20 protein-coding genes, 1 tRNA gene and 1 pseudogene are annotated in these 20,272 nt (G+C 61.5%); 11 read left to right on the forward strand and 11 right to left on the reverse strand.

The features are described from left to right. Nucleotides 1–71 precede the first annotated feature (71 nt). The 7 genes and pseudogenes from AC19YS_RS25905 to AC19YS_RS25935 all read left to right on the forward strand — a co-directional run bounded on the left by AC19YS_RS25905 (nt 72) and on the right by AC19YS_RS25935 (nt 7,199). The gene (locus AC19YS_RS25905; RefSeq protein WP_500602955.1) at nt 72–1,181 is read left to right on the forward strand and encodes an HlyD family secretion protein; all 1,110 of its coding nucleotides are present in this window, start codon (nt 72–74) and stop codon (nt 1,179–1,181) included. Continuing rightward, on the forward strand, nt 1,174–2,742 hold the full coding sequence (locus AC19YS_RS25910; RefSeq protein ID WP_106579093.1) for a DHA2 family efflux MFS transporter permease subunit: 1,569 nt from the start codon (nt 1,174–1,176) through the stop codon (nt 2,740–2,742). Before AC19YS_RS25905 ends, AC19YS_RS25910 begins: the two co-directional genes overlap by 8 nt. After that, complete coding sequence (locus tag AC19YS_RS25915) at nt 2,739–4,160, forward strand: efflux transporter outer membrane subunit (protein WP_500602956.1); 1,422 nt, start codon at nt 2,739–2,741, stop codon at nt 4,158–4,160. Before AC19YS_RS25910 ends, AC19YS_RS25915 begins: the two co-directional genes overlap by 4 nt. Before the next feature lie 63 nt (nt 4,161–4,223). Continuing rightward, a complete protein-coding gene (gene gcvA / locus AC19YS_RS25920) occupies nt 4,224–5,129 on the forward strand; it encodes a transcriptional regulator GcvA (RefSeq protein WP_500603025.1) in 906 nt (301 codons plus the stop codon). A gap of 74 nt (nt 5,130–5,203) precedes the next feature. Continuing rightward, nucleotides 5,204–6,030, forward strand: a pseudogene (locus AC19YS_RS25925) (EamA family transporter). Between the two features lie 38 nt (nt 6,031–6,068). Further along, complete coding sequence (locus AC19YS_RS25930) at nt 6,069–6,830, forward strand: SDR family oxidoreductase (protein ID WP_500602957.1); 762 nt, start codon at nt 6,069–6,071, stop codon at nt 6,828–6,830. 111 nt (nt 6,831–6,941) lie between these two features. Next, nucleotides 6,942–7,199 (forward strand): hypothetical protein, encoded by a 258-nt coding sequence (locus tag AC19YS_RS25935; RefSeq protein WP_119740826.1) that lies wholly within the window; start codon nt 6,942–6,944, stop codon nt 7,197–7,199. Nucleotides 7,200–7,228: 29 nt separating this feature from the next. Here the strand turns inward: AC19YS_RS25935 and arr are convergent, their stop codons facing one another. Next, nucleotides 7,229–7,645, reverse strand: a complete 417-nt coding sequence (gene arr / locus AC19YS_RS25940) for an NAD(+)--rifampin ADP-ribosyltransferase (protein ID WP_500602958.1) — start codon at nt 7,643–7,645, stop codon at nt 7,229–7,231. A 635-nt stretch (nt 7,646–8,280) separates the two neighbouring features. On the opposite strand from arr, the gene AC19YS_RS25945 reads away from it, so the two are divergent. Further along, nucleotides 8,281–8,604: a hypothetical protein gene (locus tag AC19YS_RS25945; RefSeq protein ID WP_106579087.1), complete on the forward strand. Its 324-nt coding sequence runs from the start codon at nt 8,281–8,283 to the stop codon at nt 8,602–8,604. A gap of 183 nt (nt 8,605–8,787) precedes the next feature. Here AC19YS_RS25945 and AC19YS_RS25950 read toward each other — a convergent pair whose 3' ends face one another. The 3 genes from AC19YS_RS25950 to pvdQ form a co-directional block, all read right to left on the reverse strand. Continuing rightward, the gene (locus AC19YS_RS25950) at nt 8,788–9,792 is read right to left on the reverse strand and encodes a hypothetical protein (protein ID WP_500602959.1); all 1,005 of its coding nucleotides are present in this window, start codon (nt 9,790–9,792) and stop codon (nt 8,788–8,790) included. A gap of 302 nt (nt 9,793–10,094) precedes the next feature. After that, nucleotides 10,095–10,168, reverse strand: a tRNA-Cys gene (locus AC19YS_RS25955). Between the two features lie 212 nt (nt 10,169–10,380). Further along, nucleotides 10,381–12,660 (reverse strand): bifunctional acylase PvdQ, encoded by a 2,280-nt coding sequence (pvdQ, locus tag AC19YS_RS25960; protein ID WP_500602960.1) that lies wholly within the window; start codon nt 12,658–12,660, stop codon nt 10,381–10,383. Between the two features lie 238 nt (nt 12,661–12,898). On the opposite strand from pvdQ, the gene AC19YS_RS25965 reads away from it, so the two are divergent. Next, entirely contained in the window at nt 12,899–13,282 is a 384-nt protein-coding gene (locus AC19YS_RS25965) for a fe2+ zn2+ uptake regulation protein (protein ID WP_119740169.1), read from the forward strand. Between the two features lie 9 nt (nt 13,283–13,291). Here the strand turns inward: AC19YS_RS25965 and AC19YS_RS25970 are convergent, their stop codons facing one another. Continuing rightward, entirely contained in the window at nt 13,292–13,486 is a 195-nt protein-coding gene (locus AC19YS_RS25970; RefSeq protein ID WP_053255884.1) for a hypothetical protein, read from the reverse strand. A 173-nt stretch (nt 13,487–13,659) separates the two neighbouring features. On the opposite strand from AC19YS_RS25970, the gene AC19YS_RS25975 reads away from it, so the two are divergent. Continuing rightward, nucleotides 13,660–13,797 carry a hypothetical protein gene (locus tag AC19YS_RS25975; RefSeq protein WP_164487942.1) on the forward strand — a complete coding sequence of 46 codons (138 nt, stop codon included), beginning with the start codon at nt 13,660–13,662 and terminating at the stop codon, nt 13,795–13,797. A gap of 41 nt (nt 13,798–13,838) precedes the next feature. Here AC19YS_RS25975 and AC19YS_RS25980 read toward each other — a convergent pair whose 3' ends face one another. From AC19YS_RS25980 to AC19YS_RS26000, 5 genes are read right to left on the reverse strand one after another with little or no spacing between them, the layout of a single operon-like run. Further along, nucleotides 13,839–14,585, reverse strand: a complete 747-nt coding sequence (locus tag AC19YS_RS25980; protein WP_500603026.1) for an ABC transporter permease — start codon at nt 14,583–14,585, stop codon at nt 13,839–13,841. A gap of 11 nt (nt 14,586–14,596) precedes the next feature. Then, nucleotides 14,597–15,796 carry an ABC transporter substrate-binding protein gene (locus AC19YS_RS25985; protein ID WP_500602962.1) on the reverse strand — a complete coding sequence of 400 codons (1,200 nt, stop codon included), beginning with the start codon at nt 15,794–15,796 and terminating at the stop codon, nt 14,597–14,599. After that, on the reverse strand, nt 15,783–16,586 hold the full coding sequence (locus tag AC19YS_RS25990; RefSeq protein WP_500602964.1) for an ABC transporter ATP-binding protein: 804 nt from the start codon (nt 16,584–16,586) through the stop codon (nt 15,783–15,785). Before AC19YS_RS25990 ends, AC19YS_RS25985 begins: the two co-directional genes overlap by 14 nt. Beyond that, nucleotides 16,583–17,644, reverse strand: coding sequence for an acyl-CoA dehydrogenase family protein (locus AC19YS_RS25995; RefSeq protein WP_106579080.1), 1,062 nt, complete (start codon nt 17,642–17,644; stop codon nt 16,583–16,585). Before AC19YS_RS25995 ends, AC19YS_RS25990 begins: the two co-directional genes overlap by 4 nt. A 51-nt stretch (nt 17,645–17,695) precedes the next feature. Beyond that, nucleotides 17,696–18,256 (reverse strand): carboxymuconolactone decarboxylase family protein, encoded by a 561-nt coding sequence (locus tag AC19YS_RS26000; protein ID WP_106579079.1) that lies wholly within the window; start codon nt 18,254–18,256, stop codon nt 17,696–17,698. Between the two features lie 102 nt (nt 18,257–18,358). Here AC19YS_RS26000 and AC19YS_RS26005 point away from each other — a divergent pair, with 102 nt between their 5' ends. Continuing rightward, nucleotides 18,359–19,264, forward strand: a complete 906-nt coding sequence (locus AC19YS_RS26005; protein ID WP_500602966.1) for an AraC family transcriptional regulator — start codon at nt 18,359–18,361, stop codon at nt 19,262–19,264. Here AC19YS_RS26005 and AC19YS_RS26010 read toward each other — a convergent pair. Then, entirely contained in the window at nt 19,255–20,169 is a 915-nt protein-coding gene (locus AC19YS_RS26010) for a LysR family transcriptional regulator (protein WP_119740824.1), read from the reverse strand. The genes AC19YS_RS26005 and AC19YS_RS26010 overlap by 10 nt on opposite strands. Nucleotides 20,170–20,272 lie beyond the last annotated feature (103 nt).

Genomic DNA, 20,272 nt, shown 5'->3' on the forward strand with positions numbered 1-20,272 from the left:
AAATATACCAGTTGACAAAAATTCGCGAAAAATAGAATTTATTCCATCTGTTATAAATCTGGAGTGACCCGATGTCCGCTGCACCTCCCTCGCCTCAGGTCATTCCTGAAGACACCGTCAACCGTCAACGCGGCAAGGCTCGACGGATCCTGCTGACCATCGCCACCGTCGCACTTTTGGGTGCTGTGGGTTGGGCCGCCTGGTGGTGGCTCAGCGGACGTTTCATCCAGACCACCGACGACGCCTACCTGCAAGCCGACAGCATCAGCGTGGCGCCCAAGATCAATGGCTACGTCGCCCAAGTGCTGGTCAGCGACAACCAGAACGTAAAGCGCGGCGACGTGCTGGTGCGCCTGGATGCGCGCAAATACCAGGCCGTCAGCGATGAAGCCTCGGCCACAATCGCCGCGCGCACGGCCGATTACACCAAGGCCCAGGCCGACCTGGTGCAGCAAGACTCGACCATTGCCGAAGCGCGCGCGCAGTTGCAAGGCGCCGAGGCCGATGCGAAACACGCGCAGGCCGAAGTCGCGCGCTATGCCCCGCTGGCGCGTTCAGGTGCCGAGCCCGAAGAGCGCCTGGCGCAGCTCAATAACCAATTGGCCCAGGCCCGCAGCACCGTGGCAGCCAAACAGGCTGCCTTGCGTTCCAGTCAGACCCGCTATGGCACGCTTGAAGCGCAGCTCAAACAAGCCCAGGCGCAACTCGGCGTGGCCAAGGCCAGCGAGGCGCAGAGCCAGCTGGACGTGGATGACGCAGTGATTCGCAGCCCGCTGGACGGGCGCGTGGCCGACCGCGGCGTGCGTGCCGGTCAATATGTGCAGCCCGGCACCCGCTTGCTGACCGTGGTGCCGATCAGCGCGATTTATCTGACCGCCAACTATAAGGAAACCCAGATCGGCGACATGCGCCCCGGCCAATCCGTCAGCGTGCACGTGGACGCGCTGCCAGGGCGTGATCTGCAGGGCCATATCGACAGCCTGTCCCCAGGCACCGGCGCGCAGTTCGCGCTGCTGCCGCCGTCGAATGCCACCGGCAACTTCACCAAAATCGTGCAGCGCGTACCGGTGCGCATCTCGCTGGACATACCCGATGAGGTGCGCGTGGCGTTGATGCCTGGCCTGTCGGCAACCGTTGACGTCGACACCCGCACCCCTGCCGCGGACGCCAATCATGGCTGAAGCGCTGATGGCCGAGGTGGCCGCAGAAAAACCACGCAACGCCTCGCTGACCGACTGGATCGCCGTGGCTGCCGGCGCACTCGGCGCCTTGCTGGCGACGCTGGACGTGTCGATCACCAACTCGGCGCTGCCGCAGATTCAAGGGCAAATCGGCGCAACCGGCACCGAAGGCACGTGGATCGCCACGGGCTATCTGATGTCGGAAATCGTCATGATCCCTCTCGCCGCCTGGCTGACCCGCGTGTTTGGCCTGCGTCGGTTCCTGATCGGCACGGCCTTGATGTTTACGGCGTTTTCGATGTTCTGTGGCCTGTCCTCCAGCCTCGGCGCCATGATCGCCGGGCGCATCGGCCAGGGGTTCGCCGGCGGCGCGATGATTCCCACCGCGCAAACCATCGTGCGCACGCGCCTGCCGCCGCACCAACTGGCCATCGGCACCACGATGTTTGGCATGACCGTGATCCTCGGCCCCTTGCTTGGCCCGGTCATCGGCGGCTGGCTCACGGAAAACATCAACTGGCGGTGGTGCTTCTTTCTCAATCTGCCCATCAGCATCGCCCTGATCACGCTGCTGATCACCGGCCTGCCAAGCGAGCGCATGAACCTGCAACGCTTCATCAGTGCCGACTGGTTGGGCATCCTCGGCCTGGCCATGGGCCTGAGTTCGCTGACGGTGGTACTGGAAGAAGGCCAGCGTGAGCATTGGTTCGACTCGCTGCTGATCACGTGGCTGAGCATCGCCACGGTGATCGGCTTTTTCCTGATTGCGGTCGGGCAGTTGCGCTCGAGTACGCCGATCGTGCGACTGCAACTGGTGCTGAACAAAAGCTTTGGCAGCGTGCTGTTGATCGGTACCGCCGTGGGCGCCGGGATTTATGGCACGGCGTATCTGGTGCCGCAGTTCCTGGGCATCCTCTCGGGCTACAACGCGCAGCAGTCCGGCGCGATCATGTTGCTGTCGGGGATACCGGCGTTTTTGCTGATGCCCATTCTGCCGCGCATGCTCGGCCGTTATGACCTGCGCTGGATGGTCGGTGCCGGCCTGTTGCTGTATTGGGCCAGCTGCTTTGTCGACACCCAACTCACCGCCGAGAGTGTCGGGCACGACTTTGTCTGGTCGCAGCTATTGCGTGGTTTTGGGCAGATTCTGGTGATGATGCCGCTCAGCCAACTGTCGATGCGTTCGGTCGAGACCCGTGACGCCGGGGACGCCGCCGGGCTTTACAACATGTCGCGCAACCTGGGCGGCACCATCGGCCTGGCCTTGCTCGGCGTGCTAATGGACCGGCGCAGCCACTTTCATGACGACAGGCTGCGCGAAGGCATCCAGGCCAACAGCCAGTTGGCGCAGGACCACATGGCGAGCCACACCGCCAGCTACCTCGCGCAAACCGGCGATGCCTCGACGGCGCAAGCGCAGGCGTTCGCACAACTTGCCAATGACATTGCGCAACAAGCCTCGGTGATGGCCTACAACGACTCGTTTTATGTACTGGGACTCGCGATGCTGGCGTGCCTGCCCCTGATCTTCATCCTGAAAAAGCGCACGGTACAACGATGATTCCTCGCACCCTTCCCCTCTTGCTGACTGTCGGCCTGTTGTCGGCCTGCACCGTCGGCCCGGACTACCACGGTGCCCCCGACGTCGCGCCAAAGACCCTGGCGGCCGGGCACCTGCCGCACGCTGACAGCGCATCGGCAAGCGCTCCCGGTGTCGCGCAGTGGTGGCGAACCCTGGGCGACGCGCAATTGAACCAGATGGTGGAGCAAGCCCTGCAAAACAGCCCGGACATTGCCACGGCCCAGGCGCGCCTCAAGCAGTCCCGCGCAAGCCTCAGCGGCGCGCAAGCCAACGCAATGCCCAAGGTCACCGGGGACGCCGCGATGCTCAAACTGCGCTCCCCGGACACCTCCGCGCTGGGTGGCAGCAATGGCGGTGGCCGAGGCCCGTTGAGCCTGTACCTCGCCGGTTTCGATGCCAGCTGGGAGGCCGACCTGTTTGGCGGCACACGCCGTGCAGTCGAAGCCGCCCAGGCAGAGGCCGACGCCTCCCAGGCCCGGTTGGCTGACGCCCAAGTGCAACTGGCTGCCGAAACAGTGCAGGCCTACACCGACCTGCGCGACCAGCAAGCACGCCTGGCATTGGTCGACGCCAGCGTCGGCATCGAAAACCAGGCCCTGGACCTCACCCAGCAACGGCGCGAACGCGGCGTGGCCTCGCAACTGCAGCTGGAGCAGGTGCTGACACAGGCCCAAAACACCCAGGCCCAACGCCTGCCGCTGCAAGCCGCCATCGTTGAATCGCTCGACCAGCTCGGCCTGCTCTGCGGCCTGGAACCCGGCGAGTTGGACAGCCAACTGGCCGCCGCGCAGCCCTTGCCCGCTATCCCGGAGGCGGTGCCGGTCGCCGACCCGGCCGCACTCTTGAAGGCCCGCCCGGACATCCGCATCGCCGAACGCCAACTGGCATCGAGCAATGCCCAGATTGGCGAGAAGACCGCAGACTGGTTTCCCAAACTGAGCTTGATGGGCGACCTGTCGTTCTCGGCCGGTGACCCGGGGCACCTTGCACGCAAGGACAACGGCACTTGGTTGATCCTGCCTCGGATCACCTGGAACGCGCTGGATTTCGGCCGCGTTACCGCCAGCGTCAAAGGTGCAGAGGCTGGACGAGACGAAGCCCTGGCCAACTATAAAAGCGTGGTGTTGAGTGCATTGCGCGATGCCGACGTGGCGTTGGCGCGTTACGGGCACCAGCGCCAGAACGTGCTGCTGTTGCGCTCGGTGGAATCTTCCGCAGTGCGTGCCGCCGACCTGACGCGTCAGCGTTACCGTGCAGGCACCGCCAGTACGCTGGATTGGCTGGATGCGGAGCGCACGCGCTATCAGGCGCAAGAAAGCCGAATCTCCGCGGACGCAGAGTTGCTGAAGGATTTCGCGTCGCTGCACAAAGCGCTCGGGCTTGGATGGACACGGTGAGCAGGCGATTGGCGGCAAATCAACTACCATGAGCCTTCCTTCATGGCTACCGGCTTGCATCCGATGAGAGACTTACCGCCCACCGCCACCTTGCGCGCCTTTGAGGTTGCCACGCGGCACGCTACCTTCACCTCGGCTTCGCAGGAGCTGCATGTCACCCAAAGTGCTGTCAGCCATCAGTTAAAACACCTTGAAGCGACTTGGGGTTTGGAGCTTTTTCAGCGCGGCAAGTCGCTGACGTTGACACCCGCCGGCGCCGCACTAGCGCCGATCGTGCGTGAGTTTTTCATGAACCTGCAAGCCACCCTGGCTGACCTTCGGGAACACAAAGGCCGGGTGCGCCTCAAGGTCAGCACCACTTACTCCTTTGCGCTCAAATGGTTGCTTCCCAGGTTGCCGAGTCTGTCGCAGCAGCACCCGGAAATTTTGATCACGCTTGAGACCAGCGACAAAGCCATCACGTTTTCCAGCAGTGAGTCTGACGTGGCGATCCGCTTGGGCAATGGTAATTATCCGGGCCTGCATTCGGAGTTTCTGCTCAGGGAACAGATTTTCCCCGTGGCCAGCCCCGATCTCCTGCACCGCTTTGGCCTGCCACAAACGCCGGCGCAGTTATTGCGTTACCCATTGCTGACGCGCGACGGCGCAGACCTGGTGCCGAAGTGGGAGGCCTGGTTCCAGCATGTCGGCACGGGCATCGCGGCGCTCAAGGAAAGTGTGCGCTTTGCAGACACCAATATGACCATCGAGGCTGCGCTGTTGGGCCAGGGCGTCGCGCTTGCCCGCAGCGGGCATGTCGAAGCGCAGATCCGCGACGGCAGTTTGGTCAGGCTGTTTGATGTGCCGTTCGACTCCCCGGTGGCCTACTACTTTGTCTGCCCAAAAGGCATCGAATCACAGCCCCACGTCGTCAGTTTTCGTCACTGGCTGATGGAAGCGTCACAGCAGGCACAACTGAGCTACCGCTAAAGCATGAGCGTTTGCTCATGCCTGGATGAGAGGACTTCGCTTTAGTGCAGGCGCGCCGTTGCTTAGGATGGCGCATGCCTTTTCATATTGTTTTGCTGATTCTGTTCGCCGCCCTCCTGCACGCCAGCTGGAACGCGCTGCTGCGCGGCGGCGCCGACAGGTTGTGGTCGATGACGGTGATGTGCCTGGCGGTGGCCACTGCCAGCGCGCTCATCGCGCCGTTTGTGACGCCGCCCGCACGGGCCAGTTGGTGCTATGCCGGCCTCTCGGCGGTGCTGCATGTGGGCTATAACCTGTTCCTGGTTCGCAGCTACAAGGTTGGCGACCTGGGGCAAACCTACCCGATTTCCCGCGGTGCCTCGCCTATCCTGATCGCCCTCAGCGCTGCGTTTTTTGTCGGGGAAGCAGTCACCGGCGTGGCGCTGCTGGGCATTGCGCTGGTGTCTGGCGGCATCGTTTCCCTGGCGTTCAACAACCGCAGGCTTGCCGTTCCCAGCCTGCCGTACGCATTAGGCACTGGGATTTTTATTGCGGCTTACAGCGTGACCGACGGTATTGGCGCACGGCTGTCTGGCGCGCCTTTGGCGTATCCGTGTGGATGTGCGCGTTGTGGGGCGTGTTGATGCCTCTGGTGTATATCGGTTTAAGTGGGACGCGCAGTTTGTTCAGCTGGCGACCCGGTGTCGCGATAGCCTTGGGCGGCGGGCTGGTCTCGCTGCTGGCCTACGCGATCATTATCTACGCGATGTCCTATGCGCCCATGGGCGCGGTGTCTGCATTGCGCGAAACCAGCGTGTTATTTGCCGCGCTGATCGGTTATTGGTTTCTCGGCGAGGCATTCACGCTGCGCAAGTTTCTGGCCTGCGCAGTGATTGCGCTCGGCGCTGTACTTATCGGCTGAAGCCGTCCATGGCTGTCACACAGTGAGGTTTACGCGTTATGAGCCCCCATCCCCAGGCCCCTGTCATCCTGATTACCGGTGGCAGCCGCGGCGTCGGTGCAGCCACCGCGCGACTGGCCGCCGCACGCGGCTACGATGTCGCGATCAGCTACGTGTCCGACGAGGCCGCCGCCCTGGCCGTGGCGAATGACGTGAAAGCCGCCGGACGGCGAGCGCTGGCGGTACGCGCCGATAGCGCAGAGCCAGAGCAGGTCGCGGCGTTATTCGCCGCGATTGACCGCGAGTTCGGCCGTGTCGACGTGTTGGTCAACAACGCGGGCATACTCGGACCACAATCGCGCCTCGAAGACCTCGACTTTGCACGCATGCAGCGCATCTTCGCGGTCAATGCCATCGGCCCGATGCTGTGCGCGCAACAAGCGGTCAAACGCATGTCCCATCGCCATAACGGCCGCGGCGGCGTCGTTATCAATGTGTCCTCGGGCGCGGCCCGGCTCGGCAGTCCGAACGAATATATCGACTACGCTGCCTCAAAAGGCGCCCTGGAGACGTTCACCATCGGCTTCGCCAAGGAAGTGGCGCGAGACGGCATCCGCGTCAACTGCATCCGGCCCGGCCATATCTACACCGACATGCACGCCAGCGGCGGAGAGCCGGGTCGGGTGGATCGGGTCAAGGACTCGATCCCCATGGGCCGCGGCGGACAACCCGAAGAAGTTGCGCGGGCTATCCTGTGGCTGGCGAGCGATGAAGCGTCGTTCATTACCGGGACGTTTCTTGACGTCACCGGGGGCAAGTAAGGGCAGGACGCACGGTTTTTTTTGAGGCATTTGGGTAATCCCCCAGACCTGGCTGAGAGGGGGATGGGGGTTAATGGATTGGACTTCAAGCAACATCAGGTAGGCAGGCAGATGGAAGAATTGATGCAGGGGCTCGACGGGCTCAGGACTGCGCAGCAAGAACTGTTTTATGACCTTGAAGATGCGGCCGCCGTTATCGGCTGGTCAGTGGTTGAACTGACGGCCCTGGCCGGCACTGGCAGGACGCCGGCCGAAGCGGTGGCGCTGATGAAAATATGTGCGTTGCTGACGGCTCAGCAGGGGAAAATTGGCCTGTATGCAGATGAGGTCAAAGCGCAGCGCATCACCAGGTCCGAGGTCGGGGCTTGATCGGTGCTCAACGCGCAGGAGCCGGCCCATCAGTCGAGGATGACATCGCCGCCCTCGGCCTTTAAACGAGCGAGGTTGTCCTTCATCTGCTGCAACCGCTCCGGCGAATGCCCTTGCCACTGGGTCACTTCGGCAACGACCCGCAGTGGCTCGCAGGAGCGATAGGACAGCGTCGGATTGCCGGGAAACTTCTTATCCGTCACGTTGGGGTCGTCCACGATCGGGCCCGTGGGCTCTACGACATAAATGCGTTCGCGCTCATGACCTAGCGCCAGTTCGGCGCCCCAGATAGCGGCGTCCAGCGTGCCCGCAAAATAAACCCAGGACAGCGCTCGCCCTTCGGTGAAATTGGACGGATAACCGACGCGGATCATGTCTGCGGGCTTGAGGTCGGCGCGAGTGCCGTGAAAGTACTGTCGTATAAACATGCCGGCGGCGTTTGACATGGGCTTGTTACTCCAAGAATGCGTGGTGCCAGGCCGCCTGTCTGCAGCGCAAGGCATGCCCTTCTTGTAACTGACTGTCGAATCCCTAAGCAACCTTACGAGGGCAGGCGAGCCCCCTGCCGTCAGCCTTGCAATGCAGATAATCGCGCCACAGCCTGAACGCCCGTTGCTGCCTGGCAAATGCCGCTTGCCACTCTTCGCCGCCGATTTGCTCGACGGGCGTCGCCATCATCTGCTCCGTTGCAAGGTCCAGTTCTTCTACGAGCTGACGCCCGTTAGGCATATCCAAAATTAGAGATCGCATAGCTACCTGTCTTATTTGTTCTGTAGATCGACCTCTGTATCCCTTTGATAGTGCGTGGGTTCCGACGAACGGTTACATTTTCTTACAGGTTCAACTGCGAGGGTTCGCAGGCGATAACGGTGCGGGGGTCACCGACGAGACACACAGACAAGTAATGGAGACTGAGAGGCAAGAGATTTCTCTCTGGAACTTTTTGTAACATTTTATAATTAACGCTTGTTAACAGCCATCGCGAAACAACAGCGCAGGTTTATCACTTGCGCTGTTAATTGACGATAGCTGAACCGCACAAGCGCTTAATTCACGTGTTATAGGCAAAAGGATAAGGAACATGTCACTGCACAAGTTATTTGCACTGGTCATCACTGTGGCATTGCTGGGCGGCTGCAATGCGCTCGCAGGCAAGACCAACATGTTGAGCGATGATGACGTGAAATCGCAAAGCGCCGGCGCACTGGGCTACGCCCCTGCGGACCTGACTATTGTCAATCGCCAAACCCAGGGCACCAATACCTACGTATTGCTGAAAACCAACGACAACAAGCAATTCAACTGCATCATCAACGGCGGCAATATCATGACCTTCGGCATGTCCAACCCGCCCTCTTGCGCGAAAAAAGGCGAGCAGGTAAAGAGCGGGCCGTTTGGTGGATAACTGTCACGCCAACATCGCAGGGCGTGATCAAATCGGCTCTCACTGTCAGCTTTTATATAGTCGAACTTCGGTATAAATCGAGTCATGTACTGCGATGACTGAAAAGGGAACGGACCTATTGAGTTGAATAAATCCGTTCCTTTTTTACGCTGGAAGTTGAACCGTGTTGTTATCAGGGCACGGTTACTCAATGTCTTCGTGAATAACCGCGCCCGCGCGGCGCAATTCATCCAGATACGCCTCGGCGTCCTCAAGCAGCTCGGGCATATACAGTCCGGCGGAAAAGGGAGAACCGCCGTTGAGGCCCAGCACGGCTGACAGCGAAAGCACCACGCTCAGTCCGGTGAGCGACGCTTGGCCATGCTTGAACTCAAGGGTAGCGCGTGACCGTCGTGGCCGCCCCTCAGCTTCGCCCTCTATCTCGACGATGATCTCGGCCGCCACGGCGTCGCCGCGACGACGGCTCGATGATTCGCCACTCGCCAGGTCAAAGCGAATATCCGGCGCGCCCGTGGCGGCGTAGAGGCTGATAATGTCGAACGGAGAGTACGCGTCAGCCGCAAGCTCCCGACCGTCAATGGCCTTGATCCTGGCTTTGGCGGCGTCACCGGACACCCATGAACGCTTCCCGCCTGTGAACACCAACGCGGCAGGCGCCGCCGCACTCAGCCGCTGCATATCTTCCAGCGCCAGTGGGCCTGCAGCGTCTTGTTCATCCAGTACAACCCCGATCCTGATGGATCGCACGCGCTCGAAGCCTTTTACACCGTGCAGCGCAAGAAACACCGCGACTCCGGCGCCCCATTGACTGGCAAGGACCACGGGCGCCGCCGTCGCACGGTGCGCGAACAGCGCCATCTCCGGCCCTACCTCTACCAGCCCGTTATCGATGTTCAGGTACGCAATGCCCAAGTCCTGGGCATAGCGCAAACCCCGGAGTCCATCATCAGGTGCCAGCATGACCACCGCCGCTAATGCGACGCCGTCATCAAGGCCCAGGCGAGGTTTATCAAGGTCGATTGCCACCGCGTGGGCAGCACCCGCCTCCCGCGCAACCTCGCGCGCCGCGTCCAGATTGCGGCCGCCCACCAGCAAGGGCATACCGGGCTGGCGCTCACGAAACCACCGGATGGCAGCACGCCCAACGATGCCCGACCCACCGGCAAACAGTATGTGTTTTGTCGTCATTGACCTGTCCTCTGTCTAGCCCGAAAAAGACGCAATCGAGCCCAGCAGCGATCACCCCAGAGGTGCACCCGGCTACGCAAACAGCGCACACAGCGTCGATGAAGAAAACCGACACACGTCACAGCACCTCAGCATTGCGTCGATAGGGTAGTGACGGACGGGGGAATTTGTAGGTTCCAAAAACTTTGTAAGGCATGGGAGGTGGTAGCAGCACGCCACAAGAACCGGATGACAGGCTGAGCGCAGTCAATTTGAAGGCAATAAAAAACCCCGTAGACGTTAATCTACGGGGTTTCTAAGAGTGGAGGCCGAGGTCGGAATCGAACCGGCGTAGGCGGATTTGCAATCCGCTGCATAACCATTTTGCTACTCGGCCTCAAACGATAAATGCTCTGACCGCTAACATTCACCGCATAAAAACTTGAGTGGGCTATAGAACCCTGCCTCTACTCTAACTCATTGAATACATTGAAGTTTTTAATGCTTCGTTGCGTTCGATGGGCGCCATTATGTACTCATTTGCTTTTACCTGCAACCCCTTGATTTCAAAAATATTTCGTATTGGCATCAAGGGGTTGCGCACCTGCCCTACTCCTTGATGAGCTGTTGCTGATACTGCGGGTCAGCCTGGATCTGGGCGTCGGTGAAGGGCAGCGGGCGTAGTTTTTTCTCGGAGAAAGCGCGGGTCTGGTCCTTCGAATACCCAGAGGCTGGGTTGCTGGATTCGGAGAATGCCAATACGCCCATGGCCTGCGGGCCGTTGTCGTCGAAGGTGATGATTTGCAAATAGCTGGTGCCGCTGACGACTTCGCGTTTGCCATCGGCACGTGGCACGGTTTGCATCGCGTTGTAGATGCCCAGCTGCTGCGGGCCGCCGTGCATCGGGGTTTGGCCGGAGACCTGGATGTCGCCCCAGCGGGTCAACCCAAGCTGGCTCACCGCCGCCGTCGAGGCCAGCATGGCTTCGCGCAGGGCGTTGGCCACGGGTTCGCGCTCGATGGCCAGCCCACGCGGAGTGGTCAGGGGGTGCGCCGGGTCGAAGGCGACGCGCCAGGCGTCGGGGAGTGCCTGCAAGTGTTCGAACAGATTGATGAAGTGCACCAGGCCGACGCCGCTGTCGAGGTTGGCGTGTTGGTCCCAGTGTTTAAGGCTGGTGCACAGTGGCTGCAATGTTGCCGCATCCGCGCCGAGGCGGTTGGCGCAGAACGCGAGCAGGTCGGGCATGACTTGGCTGGCGAGGTAGACCTCGTTGTCCATGACCATGTTTTGCAGGTCCGTCACCTTGATCGGTTGTTTGGCCAGAGATTGCAGGCGCTGCAGGGCGAATCGGGCGCGTGGTCCCAGGCCGATATGATCCTGGCTGATCACCGGCGAAAACCCGGTCAACGGCGCCTTGGGGTTGGCCATCCACGCTGAATCATTGGCGTGTTGCACGTAGTCGGTGCGTTCCAGTTGCGGCAGGTCGGCGGCAGCGAAGATGCCGGGTTGGGCGGCACGCGGGTCGATGTCCCAGGCACAGGCGCTGTGGGATCCGTCGAGCACGATCAGTTGCAGGCCGGCGCGCGGGTCACTGCATTGCGCAAGTTTGGCCGCGCTGACGTTGGGCACCACTGACAGGTTCATGTACAGGCTCTGGCCTTGGTCATCGGCGGCCAGGGTGTTGACCCACGGGATGCCTTGCAGGGTGTGCACCGAGGTTTGCAGCGCCTTGAGGCTGGTAGCGCGGTTCATGGCGTCCCACTGCTGCAGGACGCGGTCGTTGCCCAGGTTGGCGTCGCGCAGGCTGAAGGCGTAGTGGCTGTCCCAATCCAGCTTGCCGGGCCATTGCACCACCGGGCCAAAATGCGAGCTGTAAACCGTGTGCGCCTGCGGCCTCAGGCTGCCATCGGCCTGCTTGACCTGCACGGTGACGGAGGTTTTCTCCAGGGGAATGGATTGACCGTCGAGCAGGTAGCGCGTCGAATCCTTGGGATCAAGGGTCAGGCGGTAGAGGGTGAAATGCTTGGACGTGTCGACCGTGTGGGTCCAGGCCACATGCTGGTTGAAGCCGATGTTGATCAGCGGCAAGCCTGGCAGCGCGGCGCCCATCACGTCCAGTTGGCCAGGGATGGTCAGGTGCATCTCATAAAAACGCATGCCGCCCACCCACGGGAAATGCGGGTTGGCCAACAGCATGCCACGGCCATTGAACGAACGATCACGGCCTACCGCGATGGCGTTACTGCCGCGGTCGAGGCTGAAACGCTGCTGGTTGGCCGATGCCTGTTCAAAGGCTTTCAAACCGGGTTTCACACTGGCAGTGGCTTGAGGCGGTGTGGCGCCAGCCAGGGCGTCGGCAAATTGCCCGACACCGCCTTCCACCAGCAGCCTGCGCGTCAGCTTGATCACGTCTTGCGCCACAAGCGGTCGAACCCACGCCGCCTGGCATTGTGCCGGCGCGCCCTGCTCTTTCAGGTAGCGGTTGTAGCCGGCGACGTAGCCTTCAATCCGCTGCTGTATCTGTGGCGTCTGGGCGTTCCAAAAAGCGCTCACCGCTTGGGGTGTATTCAGCCAGGTGAAAAACACATCGCTGACAAGGTTGTTGCGCTCCTCCAGGGTCGCCTGTTCGGGGCCGAAATACTTGGCGCGCTCGCCGCTCACCGTGACCACTTCGTTGGCCAGCAGGCACAGGTTGTCCTGGGCATAGGCGTAGCCGATGCCATAGCCCAGGCCGCGTTCGTCGTTGGCGCGAATGTGCGGCACCCCAAACGTGGTGCGGCGAATGTCCGCCGACGCCTGCGTCACTTGCTCGCGCGCCGACGCGGCAAGACTCGCCCCCAGCAACAGCCCCGCCACGCACACCCTGGACAACCGGTTGGAAATAATCACGCAAGCTCCACAGTCAAATTGAACACCCTCACAAGGGGCAACTACCCCACCGTAAGGACGCAATGAACCGGGAATAATTTAGCCGCCGGACGCGTTTATTTAAGGCGTGCGCGCTGTGACAAAGTCGATACCGACAAAATTTCTACATCCAGCACTTCATGATTTCTGTCGCTCGTTCGTCTTATTAGGTAAGAGCGCCATCATTTTCCTGATCAGGCTCTGATAAGGAGTTTTTTGCATGTACAACTCGCAACTGCCCACGGACGGACATTCACCGGCCGCCGACGCCAATTACGGCAGCGGCGGCGCACACGCGTTCGGCAAAGCGCCCGAACAGCAAGGCAACCAGCGTATACGCCATTTGCTCAAGTGCTTCGGTTTGCGCACCAGCCTGATTCGGCTGAAGGTCATCGACGCCCTCCTCACCGCTGCCGACAACCAGCGCACCCTCGGGGTGCGCGGCGTGCACAGCCATTTGCTGGAGCTGGGCATTCCGTTGTCGTTTCTCAGCGTGCGTGAGGTGCTCAAGCGCCTGTGCAGCGAGGGCGTGATCACCCTCAATGCCGATAAAAGCTACAGCCTCCATGAAGAGGCTGCCAAAGTGCTCGATGGTCGCGCCTGACTGACGCGATCAGAAGTTGGGCTTGACCTTGCGGCGCATGATGCCGTTGATCACTACCACGGTCACCGCCACGGCAATGGCGATGTACTGGAACGTTTTTTCGCTGATGACCCCAGTGTTCTGCAGGTAGGACAGGCCGAACATCGTCCCCAGCACCACAAGGGAAATCAGAATCGAATATTTCAAACGTTGCTTTTGGGTCATGACGGGGTTCCTGAACCTGATAAATGTATCCACTTTGTATCGCCGAACATGCCAAGCACATACCCAGTGACGGGGATGGATGAGGGTCGGCAGGGTCGTATGTTACAGGCGATGAAAAAGTTTGGCTTGTCCCACGCCTGATTGACCTTGTGAGCACCCTAGAGGATTTTCAAATGTTACGTCGAATCACACTGCTGATTCCATTGCTGATCATGCTGAGCATGAGCGGCTGCTTCTTTTTCCCACACGGCGGCGGTGGCGGCTGGCACGATCATCGCTACGACGGCGGCCCAGGCTACGAGCACCGCTGATCGCGCCTGCGCCCCGCTTTCCAGGCCGGAAACCGGGGCGCTCAGCCAGCATGCACCCAGCGCTGATGCAACCAACGCGCAAACGCATCCAGGGCAAACCCCAACAGCCCGATCAGCAGCACCATGGCCATCAGTTCCGAATAGGCCAGACGGTCCCGAGTGTCGAGGATGTAGTAGCCCAGCCCCGCACTGACCCCAAGCATTTCGCACGGCACCAGCACGATCCACAAGATACCGATGGCCAGGCGCACGCCGGTCAGCACATGCCCCACCACGCCGGGGATGATCACCCGCCGCAAGGTTTCCCAGCGTGTAGCGCTCAAACTCTTACTCAACTGCAGCCAACGCGGGTCCAGCTGACGCACGCCGGCAGCGGTGTTGAGCATGATCGGCCACACAGCCGCAAAGGCCAGCAGGAAATAGATCGGCTGGTCGCCTACGCCCATCAACATCACCACGATCGGCATCCACGACAGCGGCGAAATCATCCGCAGAAACTGGAAAGCCGGCGTGGTGGCCGCCTCCAGGTTGCGCGAACTGCCCACCAGCAGGCCCAGTGGTACGCCTACCCACAACGCCAGAAACAGCCCGACGAAAATGCGTTTCAGGCTGACCGCGATGTGCAGGTACAGCTCGCTGCGCCCGAGCAGTTCCCACAAGCTGCTGAAGGTCGCCGCCACTGAAAAGCGCGCCGACAAGCCGTCGGCGTCGCCGAATACCTTGACGCCCAGCCACCACAAAGACAGCAAGCCTGCCAAGCCACTCAGCCCCAGCAACCAGCCCGGGATTCTGCCTTTATTCAAGCGCCAATCTCCTCGTGCCGTTCGTACCCATCCGGCAAACCGAAGGTCTTCATGCCGCCCACCGACTCGATGGCGTTACGCACAAAACGGTCGTCGACCAAGTCTTTGGCAACGAACGCCGGATCGAGGTTGGCGAGGAATTTCTTGTCGCCTTCAATCAGCGTGTCCTTCAAGCGCCGCACCAGTTCCTCGGTGTAGCTGGGGAATGGGTAAGGCTGGAAGTCGATGCGGTGTTCATCCCAATTGGCATGCTGGATCGCCCCGTCGGCCAGGTAGGCAGCACGGTCGGCGGCAGCGGGCGCGAGGACTTTGCTCAAGACCGGCTCGGCGTGTGGCGTGTAGCGGTTCGGGCCGTCTTTGGACAGCAGCTTCACCGCCTCTTCACGGTTGTCGCGCGTCCAGACCTGGGCCTTGACGATCGCATTCACGACCTTTTGCGACCATTCGGGGCGATTGGTCAGGTCATGCTCGTGCATGAACACCACGCAGCACGCATGGTTGCGCCACACATCGCCGGTAAAGCGCTGCACCCGGCCGACCTTGAGGTTTTCTGCCAGGGCGTTGAACGGCTCGGCGACGATATAGCCGTCGATGCGCTTGCTGGCCAGGGCCGGCGGCATGTCGGAAGGCGGCAACACGATGAGGTTGACCTCGTTGGCGGCAATCGCACTGCCGGCAGCACGCGCCACGGGGGTCAGGCCGTTATCACGGAACAACTGCTGCACGACTACGTTGTGGATCGAGTACCAGAACGGAATCGCCACCGACTTGCCGCCCAGTTGCTTGACGTCGGTGATGCCCGGCGACACCGTCAGGCCGGAACCGCCGACGTGGTTCCAGGCCACAACCTTGGCAGGCACCTTGCTGCCATAGCGCGCCCACACCGTCATCGGCGACAACAGGTGAATCACGTTGACCTGTCCCGAAATGAACGCCTCGATCACCTGGGCCCAACTGCGCAGCAGCACCGGGCGCTCGGCCTTGATGCCTTCGGCTTCGAACAGGCCGTTGTTGTGTGCGACCAGCAGCGGCGTGGCGTCGGTGATCGGCAAATAACCGATGCGCACCGGCGCGTCCGGTTCGCTGGCGGCGCGCGCCTGCAAACTGCTCAGCAGCGGCATGGCACCGGCGGCACTGAGCACCGCCGAAAGTTTGAGAAAGTCACGGCGCGAGTGAGTGAGGTCATCCAGACACATGGTTGGGCTCCAGCAGTTCAAGGGGGTTGGGTTGAGGGCGGCTCGCCTGCCGTAAGGTTTTCAGAATGTCGATACGCAGCGCGCCGATGGCCTCGACCTGCTCTTCACGCGGCTGTGGCAGGTCAATGTGCCACTCACCCAAAGTCCGCGCCGGGCGGTTGCCCAGTAGCAGGATGCGGTCGGACAGCAACAGCGCCTCATCGATGTCGTGGGTGATCAGCACCGCCGCCGAACCTTGCTCGCGGTTGACCTTGAGCAGCAGGTGTTGCATATCGGCGCGGGTCACTTCATCCAACGCGCCGAACGGCTCATCCAGCAACAGCACCTGTGGCTGGCGTGCCAGGCAGCGGGCCAATGCGGTGCGCTGGGCCATGCCGCCGGACAATTGCGCCGGAAACTGTTGGCGGGCATGTTCCAGCCCGACCGCAGCAATGGCGTGATCAACGCGACGGCGCCGCTCCTCGGTGCTCAAGTGCGGCTGGCGGGCGAAATCCAGGCCAAATGCGACGTTGTTTTCCAGGCTCAGCCAGGGCAGCAGGCTGGGGTCCTGGAATGCCACTGCAACGCGTGGATGCGGGCCATTCAAGGGCTCGCCCAGCACGCGCACGCTACCGCCCTGGGGCGCCTGCAAACCGGCAAGCACACGCAACAGGCTGGATTTGCCGACGCCGCTGGGGCCCAGGATCGATACCACTTCGCCCGGTTGCAGCTGCAAATCAAACCCTTGCAACACGGGGCCGCTGGCATACCCAAGGCAAATGCCCTGGGCCGTCAATACCGCCTGGTTCATAGATTGGCCTGGCGATGCAACTCGGTGCGCAACTGCACCAGGCTTGGCGTCACGATCGGCACAAAGGCCGATTCACGCCAACGGCGTGCAAAACCGCTGCCGTGGGCGGTGAGGTAGGCCTTGCCGCCGCTGGCTTGCAGTTCCAGCTGCACGGCACTGGCGGCAGTTTCGGCGAGGGCAATCCGCAGCTTGAACAGCGGCACTGGCTCGGCCGCAAAGCGCCCGGCGAGCAGGCCCTTTTTCAGGTCGTTGACCAAGTGATCCAGGGTCACCCGCAGCGCTTCCAACTCATCGCGCAACACTGTACGACTCGACCCCAGGTGGTTGGCCACCTCCGCCAGCGAACGACGGGCCAGGCCAATGGACATGCCGCATTGCAAGCCCAGAAACGCCGGGCGTACCGCCGGCAGGAACTTGCGCGCATCTTCATGCAACAACCACTCACGGCTCAGCTCGACGCCTTCGAGGCCCAACGCGGCGGTGTTGCTCGACTGCAACCCCATCAGTTCCAGGTCGCGCGAGCGTTGCAAGCCGGCAACCGAATCGGGAATCGCCAGGATAAACGGCGCACCGCCCGCGGCATGCTCGATAGCGGCCGCCGCGACAAAGCCGTTCTTGCGTAAATTGGTCACCCAGTGCAGGCGGCCGTTGAGGGTCCAGCCGTCTTCGGTCGGCTCGGCGCTGATTTGCAGGGTCTCGATGCCCGACAAAAATTTCATCGCATTCGACAGGCCAGTCGCCCCGGCCAGCTTGCCGCTGAGCAAGTCCGGCAACAGGTGCTCGCGCAGTCGCTCATTGGGGCTTTGCAGCAAATATTCGATAAAGGAACGCTGGCCCCAGCAGACGAATGCCGCCGCCAGGGAATGGCTGGCGACATTGGCGATGGCGTCAACCGCGGCGGTGACGTCGCCGCCCAGGCCACCCAGCGCTTTGGGCACGCCGATACGTAAGACATTGGACTCTGCCAGCCTTGGCAGCACTTCCTGTGGATCGCAACTGCCCACATCCAGGGCCTGCGCTTGAACATCGAGCCAACGGCTCAAGATTGGGTCAAGCATTCATGTTTCTCCTTGTTACAGCAGGTGGACCATCGCCGACGCATGCGCGCTTCAGCTTGCCGGTTTTTCCCAACGGTATTGCGCCAGCTCCGGGTTCAGCGGTGTACGGGCAAACACGTTAGCGAAGTTGCACAGGGTTGCCAGGCTCACGCCCAAAATAACTTCCAGGGCCTGGCCTTCGGAATAACCGGCAGCACGGAACGCCTCGAAGCCTGCATCGCTGACATCACCGCGCGTGGCGATCACTTCGCGCGTAAAGGCGGCGAGTGTCTCATAGCGGGCATTGGGCAGTTCGCCGCGCTGGCGCAGCGCATCGATCACGTCTTCAGGCAGCTTGGCCTTGTTGCGCGCCACGGCGGTGTGGCCGGCAACGCAAAAATCACAGCCGTGGGTGGTGGCGGCAATCAGCTGCACCACTTCGCGGTCGGCCAGGCTCAATTCTGCCTTGGCGTTGAGGCCCGAAACCGTGATGTAGGTTTCCAGCGCAGCCGGTGCATTGGCCAATACGGCAAGCAGATTAGGGATGAAACCCGAGGCCTTCAGGGCGTTTTCGAGGAAGGGTTTGGCGGCTTCCGGCGCGGTTTCGGGGGTGAGCAACGGTACACGGGACATGGAGTAGTCTCCTGATGGATTCGTGTATCCAGTCTGTTGGTTATAAAAAATCGCCTCAATAGGCTAAAGTAGCGATTACTTGCTCTTGAGTCTTTCCGTTAGATGAATTCGTCCAGTGCACTTGTCGATTGGTTATTAGACAGCCTCGAACTCAACACCAGTCTGTTCCATGTCGGCCGCTATTGCGGTGACTGGCATGCGAGCACGCAAGGGCTGGCGAGGGCGAGCTTTCACCTGATCGTTCAGGGCCAATGCTGGCTGCATATCGATGGCGAATCCACCCCTCTGCAGCTGAACAATGGCGACGCGGTATTTCTGTTGCGCGATTTGGTTTATCGCCTGTCCGGCGAGGCCACGGCCGCCGGCGCGCAGGAGTGCCCGCGCCGGCCAATGCTGCCGCTGGACAGCCTGGCCAGCGATGGCGTGGGCCTGGTCTGCGGGTTCTTTCACTTTCATTCGGGCTTGTCGGCCATGATCGTCGACACCCTGCCCGCCTGGATCATCCTGCGTGCCGGCGACCCATCCCTGATCGCCGCACGCAACCTGTTCGAACTGATCCTGCAAGAATGCGAGCGCACGCCGGCGCCCTCTTCGGCCTTGCTGGAACGTCTTTGCCACCTGCTGTTTCTGTACGTGCTGCGTCAACAGGTCATCGATAACCCCGAATTGGGCGGCCTTGCCGCATTGGGCCGGCAACCGGCGTTCGCCAACCTGCTGGAACAGTTGATCGCGCACCCCGCTGATGCCTGGACGCTGGAAAGCATGGCCGCCTGCACCGGGCTGTCGCGTTCGGCGTTTTTCAAGCGCTTCAACGAGTTGTGCGGGCAGTCGCCGGGGCAAGTGCTGTTGATGATGCGCATGCGCCACGCTTGCCAACTGTTCAAGCAAGACCAGACCGTGGCGGATGTGGCGCTGGCCGTGGGTTATCAATCGGTGGCGGCGTTTACCCGGGCGTTTTACAAGGTCACCGGGCAGCAACCCGGCGCCTATCGCAAGGCTCAAGCCTGACGTTGCAACCCATTGCCCGGCCGCGCGCACAGCTCCACCAGCCAATCGACCAATACCCGCACCCGGGGTGACAGCTGGCGGTGCGGCGGGTACAGTGCCGTCAGCGCTAATTGCGGCGGCTTGATCGCCCCCAACACCTCCACCAGGCTGCCGGCCTGCAGTTGCTGCATGACGTGGTAATAAGGCGTTTGCACCAGGCCATAGCCCGCTTCGCAGGCGGCGAGGTAACCATCGGCACTGTTGACGGCAACCTGCTTGGGCAGGTCCACCAGGCGCAGCGCCTGCCCTACTTGAAACTCCAGGCCATAGCGCTTGCCACTGCTGCTGGAGAAGTATTCCACCACCTGGTGGCCGGCCAGCGCTTCCAGGTTGGCGGGCACGCCGAAACGCTGCAGGTACGCGGGGCTGGCACAGGTCACCTGATCCATCATTGCCAGCGGACGCGCCACCAGCGAGTCGTCCAGCGCCAGGCCACCGCGCAGCACGCAATCCACACCTTCGCGAATCAGGTCGACCGGGCGGTCGTTGAGGCCGATTTCCAGGTCGATGTTCGGGTAGCGAGTGGAAAATTCCGGCAGCGCGGGTATGACCAGAAATCGGCCGATGCCCGAGGGCATATCGACGCGTAATGTGCCACGCGGGCTGCCTCGGGTAGCGAACACCGCTTCGGTCTCTTCAAGGTCTGCCAGCAAGCTGACGCAGCGCTGGTAGTACGCGGCGCCATCCAGCGTCGGGCTGACTTGCCGAGTGGTGCGCTGCAGCAACTGCACGCCCAGGTGCGCTTCCAGTTGCTTGATCAGGATAGTGACCGAGGCGCGTGGCAGTTGCAGGCTGTCGGCGGCCTTGGCAAAGCCACCCAGTTCGACGATTCGGGTAAACACCCGCATGGCGTTAAATCGGTCCAAAGCCGGGCTCTCCCATGGCATTGTTTAGAAAATCCTAATAGTGATAGCGGTTTTAGCCGCTTTATCCCTCAGTTGTCGAGGAGAACAATGGGGGCCTTTCCCT

This window comes from Pseudomonas sp. MF08831 (genome assembly GCF_059862645.1).

Excerpts from the sequence above, each read along its gene's own strand:
- AC19YS_RS25905 (WP_500602955.1), top strand. The coding sequence starts at position 72 with ATGTCCGCTGCACCTCCCTCGCCTCAGGTCATTCCTGAAGACACCGTC.
- AC19YS_RS25910 (WP_106579093.1), top strand. The coding sequence starts at position 1,174 with ATGGCTGAAGCGCTGATGGCCGAGGTGGCCGCAGAAAAACCACGCAAC.
- AC19YS_RS25915 (WP_500602956.1), top strand. The coding sequence starts at position 2,739 with ATGATTCCTCGCACCCTTCCCCTCTTGCTGACTGTCGGCCTGTTGTCG.
- gcvA (WP_500603025.1), top strand. The coding sequence starts at position 4,224 with ATGAGAGACTTACCGCCCACCGCCACCTTGCGCGCCTTTGAGGTTGCC.
- AC19YS_RS25930 (WP_500602957.1), top strand. The coding sequence starts at position 6,069 with ATGAGCCCCCATCCCCAGGCCCCTGTCATCCTGATTACCGGTGGCAGC.
- AC19YS_RS25935 (WP_119740826.1), top strand. The coding sequence starts at position 6,942 with ATGGAAGAATTGATGCAGGGGCTCGACGGGCTCAGGACTGCGCAGCAA.
- arr (WP_500602958.1), bottom strand. The coding sequence starts at position 7,645 with ATGTCAAACGCCGCCGGCATGTTTATACGACAGTACTTTCACGGCACT.
- AC19YS_RS25945 (WP_106579087.1), top strand. The coding sequence starts at position 8,281 with ATGTCACTGCACAAGTTATTTGCACTGGTCATCACTGTGGCATTGCTG.
- AC19YS_RS25950 (WP_500602959.1), bottom strand. The coding sequence starts at position 9,792 with ATGACGACAAAACACATACTGTTTGCCGGTGGGTCGGGCATCGTTGGG.
- AC19YS_RS25965 (WP_119740169.1), top strand. The coding sequence starts at position 12,899 with ATGTACAACTCGCAACTGCCCACGGACGGACATTCACCGGCCGCCGAC.
- AC19YS_RS25970 (WP_053255884.1), bottom strand. The coding sequence starts at position 13,486 with ATGACCCAAAAGCAACGTTTGAAATATTCGATTCTGATTTCCCTTGTG.
- AC19YS_RS25975 (WP_164487942.1), top strand. The coding sequence starts at position 13,660 with ATGTTACGTCGAATCACACTGCTGATTCCATTGCTGATCATGCTGAGC.
- AC19YS_RS25985 (WP_500602962.1), bottom strand. The coding sequence starts at position 15,796 with ATGTGTCTGGATGACCTCACTCACTCGCGCCGTGACTTTCTCAAACTT.
- AC19YS_RS25990 (WP_500602964.1), bottom strand. The coding sequence starts at position 16,586 with ATGAACCAGGCGGTATTGACGGCCCAGGGCATTTGCCTTGGGTATGCC.
- AC19YS_RS25995 (WP_106579080.1), bottom strand. The coding sequence starts at position 17,644 with ATGCTTGACCCAATCTTGAGCCGTTGGCTCGATGTTCAAGCGCAGGCC.
- AC19YS_RS26000 (WP_106579079.1), bottom strand. The coding sequence starts at position 18,256 with ATGTCCCGTGTACCGTTGCTCACCCCCGAAACCGCGCCGGAAGCCGCC.
- AC19YS_RS26005 (WP_500602966.1), top strand. The coding sequence starts at position 18,359 with ATGAATTCGTCCAGTGCACTTGTCGATTGGTTATTAGACAGCCTCGAA.